A 4,561-nucleotide genomic window follows, 5' to 3' on the forward strand; every position below is an offset into this window, starting at 1 on the left:
GCTGTCGCTCGAAAGCTCATTACAATCGTCAACGCCCTCTGTAAATCAAGCCAGAAATGGGCCGTTCCAGCAAGTTGAAGATACAGTTGCTAGGCAAGAGAAGCATTCTCGGAAAGGACCGCAAAATGAGCACTCCCGACAGTTCTGAAACCACAGCAGCTTCTTCGGTATTCGTTTGCCCCATGCACCCTGAGGTGCGGCAGGACGAGCCCGGCAATTGTCCGAAATGCGGGATGCATCTCGGGCCGGAATCGGAGCTGGAGGTCCATTCAGCACATGATCATCACGACCACCACGCGGGTGCCGCGCCGGCGGATGGCCGATATGATCTGGTTCCTAGAGGGCATGATGGTCCCATTTACACCTGCCCGATGCACCCTCAGGTGCGGCAGCCTGATCCGGGCGCGTGTCCGATCTGTGGTATGGGATTGGAACTGGAATCCGGTGTGCCGGGCGATGAAGGTCCAAATCCCGAACTGGTGGATTTCACACGGCGGTTCTGGGTCGGCACAGTCCTGACGATCCCGCTCCTTGTCCTCACGATGGGGCCTTTCGTCGGTTTCCCCGCAGTCCGGACGTTTTTTGGCGAAAGCACTACACAATGGATCGAATTGATCCTGGCAACGCCAGTGGTCTTGTGGTGCGGCTGGCCGTTTCTGGAACGCGGATGGATTTCGTTCCGCACATTGAACCTCAACATGTTCTCCCTGATCGGCATGGGCGTTCTTGCCGCCTGGCTCTTCAGCGTCGTTGCCGTTCTCGCACCGGACATATTCCCTGATGGGTTCCGAGACTCCGAAGGCCATGTCGGCGTCTATTTCGAGGCGGCGGCGGTGATCGTGACGCTGGTGCTGCTCGGCCAGGTGATGGAACTACGCGCCCGCGAGGGGACCGGCAAGGCGATCCGCGCGCTTCTCGACATGGCGGCAAAGACCGCGCGGGTCATCCGGGACGACGGATCCGAGGAGGAAATCCCGCTGGAGGACGTGCAAGTCGGGGACCGGCTGCGCGTGCGGCCCGGTGACAAGGTGCCGGTCGATGGCGTGGTTCTGGACGGCCGGTCCTCGGTCGACGAAAGCATGATCTCCGGTGAACCCGTGCCGGTCGAGAAGACCGAGGGCGACCCGCTGACCGGCGCGACGATCAATGGCACCGGCAGTCTGGTGATGGAGGCGACGCGTGTCGGGTCCGACACGATGCTGGCTCAAATTGTCGAGATGGTGTCGAACGCGCAGCGCTCGCGCGCCCCGATCCAGAAATACGCCGACAAGGTGGCGGGATATTTCGTTCCGGCCGTCATCGGTATCGCGGTCCTGTCCTTCATCGCCTGGGCGATCTGGGGGCCCGCGCCTGCGCTTTCCTACGCATTGATTTCGGCGGTGGCGGTTCTGATCATCGCCTGTCCTTGTGCGCTTGGCCTGGCGACACCGATGTCGATCATGACAGCGACAGGACGGGGCGCTCAGGCAGGGGTGCTGATCAAGAACGCCGAGGCGCTGGAGCGGTTCGAGAAAGTCGATACCCTGATCGTCGACAAGACCGGCACGTTGACCGAAGGCAAGCCGCGGCTTGTCGACGTACTCCCGCAACCCGGCCACGACGAAGCCGAGGTCTTGCGTCTCGCCGCATCGCTTGAGCGCGGATCGGAGCACCCCTTGGCCGAAGCGATCGTCAGGGGTGCGGAGGAGCGAGATGTCAAAATGGACGAGGCACGGGACTTCGAGGCGGTCACTGGCAAGGGCGTCAAGGGGGTCGTTGACGGCAAAGCGGTCGCGCTCGGCAATTTGGCGATGATCCGCGAATTGGGGCTCGAGGCGGGCGCGTTGACCGCCAAGGCCAATGCCCGCCGCGACGAAGGCGAGACGGTCATGTTCGTTGTGCTGGATGGCGAGATCGCCGGTCTAGTTGCTGTCGCCGACCCAGTGAAGGAGACCACGCCAGAAGCCATCGAGGATCTGCATGAACTGGGGTTCCGCGTCATCATGGCGACCGGCGACAACGAACGCACGGCCAAGGCCATCGGCACGCGGCTCGGAATCGATGAGATCCGGGCCGACGTGCTGCCGGAGGACAAGGCGCGGATCATCCTTGAGTTGCAAGAGGCGGGCCACAAGGTCGCCATGGCCGGGGATGGCGTCAACGACGCCCCCGCGCTCGCGCAGGCCGATGTCGGCATCGCCATGGGCACCGGCGCCGATGTGGCCATCGAAAGCGCGGGCGTCACGCTGGTCAAGGGCAACCTTGATGGTATCGTGCGTGCGCGGCGGCTCGCCCGGGCCACGATGCGCAACATCCGCCAGAACCTGTTCTTCGCGCTGATCTACAACGCCTCCGGCGTGCCGGTCGCGGCGGGAGTTCTGTTTCCCTTCTTTGGCATCCTCATCAGTCCGATGTTTGCTGCCTTCGCCATGAGCGCGTCGTCAATCTCGGTGGTGCTCAATTCGCTGCGCCTTCGCGGCGTTCGTATCTAGAAGCGCGCAACAGCGTTCGGACGAACCAAAATTAAAAGGGGGCCATTTATGCAGAGCGAAAAAGAAACGTACCGCGAAAATTCCATCAGTCTGGGCGGAGCCGTTGCGATGGGGACAGGCGTGATGATCGGCGCTGGAATCTTTGCGTTGACGGGGCAAATCGCGCAGCTCGCCGGCCCTCTGTTCCCGCTTGCATTCATCGCCGGCGCGGTCGTCACAAGCTTCAGCGCCTACAGCTACATCAGGATGTCGAACAAATGGCCGTCCTCGGGCGGCATCGCTATGATCCTGCAGAAATGCTACGGCCCCGGAGCCATCGCAGGCGGAGCCGCGTTGCTGATGGCGCTCAGCATGGTGATCGCGGAAAGCCTCGTCGCGCGAACCTTCGCCACCTATGTCCTTCGCCCTTTCGATATCGAAGGTGGCCCGCTGGTCCCCGCTCTGGCCGTGGCCGTGATCGTTTTCGCCTTTTTGGTGAACATCGCCGGAAACCGCTCGGTCGGGCTGTTCTCGTTGATCATGGCAGCGATCAAGATCGGTGGCATAGCTCTGTTCGGCATCGCGGCCCTGTGGTCCAGTGGTTTTGCGTTCGCCGCGGCCTCCGAGACGCCTCAATCCTACGGTATAACTGGTTTCATAGCATCCACGGCGCTGGCTATCCTTGCGTTCAAGGGGTTCACGACGATCACCAACAGCGGGGCCGAGATCACCGAACCCAACCGCAACGTTGGCCGAGCAATCATGTTCTCGATCGGGATCTGCGTCGTCGTTTACCTGTTGGTCGCCTTCGGGGTTGGTTCGAGTCTGACGATCGAGGAGATCATCTCCGCGCGTGACTATTCACTGGCACAAGCGGCGCAGCCCGCCCTTGGACAAACCGGCTTCATACTGACGGTGATCCTGGCCGCTGTCGCAACCACGTCCGGCGTTCTGGCCAGCGTTTTTGCGGTGTCGCGTATGCTGGCGATGTTGACGGACATGGAAATGATCCCGCACAGCCACTTTGGTATGTCCGGCTCAATCCAACGCCACACGCTGGTCTATACCGTTGTCATCGCTTCAGCGCTGGCCGTGCTTTTCGACCTGGGCCGGATCGCATCCCTCGGTGCTTTCTTCTACCTTGTCATGGACATGATCATACATTGGGGCGTGTTCCGTTATCGCCGAACAGATGTGGGCGCCTCCGGTATCGTGCTTTTGACTGCCCTGTCGCTCGATGCGATTGTACTGGCAGCTTTCACCGTGATGAAGCTTCAAAGCGACCCGATGATTGTTCTCTTGGCGGCTGTCGGGATGATCGCTGTGTTCGCCTTTGAGCGCGTTTACTTGTCGAAGTGGATCGCACCGCAAGCTGTTCGTGAACACTGAGGATGTCACGCACGCTTTCTTTGATGTTTTTCTTGAAGAATGCAGATTGGAAAGTGCGTTTTTTGATCAGCCTACCGTACGCCTACGCAATGAGTCCAAGGATCGGGAAGTAGCTCACATTTTGACATGAAACCAAAGGAATTAGGCATACTATGCTCGTCAGGTCGCTGTTCGAACTCCCCTAGCTTGAACGCTGAAGACAGATTGGATTCCCGTTGACCGTTCTAAGCGGCAATGCAGTTGTTTCTACAGGTCCAGAATGCATGTACCAGTAGCAATTGTCCTCCGGCCGCAGGTGCGCCGTTACTAGATTTTGGTTCGGTGCAGCCAGCAACATGACCTCTTCAGGAAGTGGGGGAAGGGTATCCGCTTGACTTTGGCTTGAGGTGTTTGATGAACAAGCCCCGAGCGCTATGCATGTTACGAGTAAAATCGTGCATCTTCTGGTCATACTTGGGGGCCTTTACCATGTGTTTTGGACGTTCATCGTCCGTTAGTTTCACATCTGGTTGCAACCGTGGCAACACGCAGGGATACAAATGAATAGCGCATTCTTGCTCTTTTTCGGCTGCGTAGGTCTTGAGGAGCCTTACGAATTAATACGATCCAACCCTCAAGGATCACAGCGACACTAGCAACTGTATCTTCAACTTGCTGGAACGGCCCATTTCTGGCTTGATTTACAGAGGGCGTTGACGATTGTAATGAGCTTTCGAGCGACA

Annotated in this window: 3 protein-coding genes; 2 read left to right on the forward strand and 1 reads right to left on the reverse strand. The window is 59.2% G+C overall.

Going from position 1 to position 4,561, the window contains the following annotated elements; translation table 11 throughout:
• Positions 1-125 precede the first annotated feature (125 nt).
• Complete coding sequence (locus ACGKZZ_RS16985) at positions 126-2,471, forward strand: copper-transporting P-type ATPase (protein ID WP_411224704.1); 2,346 nt, start codon at positions 126-128, stop codon at positions 2,469-2,471.
• 48 nt (positions 2,472-2,519) lie between these two features.
• Entirely contained in the window at positions 2,520-3,839 is a 1,320-nt protein-coding gene (locus ACGKZZ_RS16990) for an APC family permease (protein WP_411224705.1), read from the forward strand.
• A 483-nt stretch (positions 3,840-4,322) separates the two neighbouring features.
• On the opposite strand, the gene ACGKZZ_RS16995 is transcribed toward ACGKZZ_RS16990, so the two are convergent.
• Positions 4,323-4,561: hypothetical protein (locus tag ACGKZZ_RS16995; RefSeq protein WP_411224706.1), on the reverse strand; the 239-nt coding region annotated here is incomplete at its 5' end.

It is taken from the genome of Marivita sp. S2033 (genome assembly GCF_046592965.1).
Taxonomy (GTDB): Bacteria; Pseudomonadota; Alphaproteobacteria; order Rhodobacterales; family Rhodobacteraceae; genus Marivita.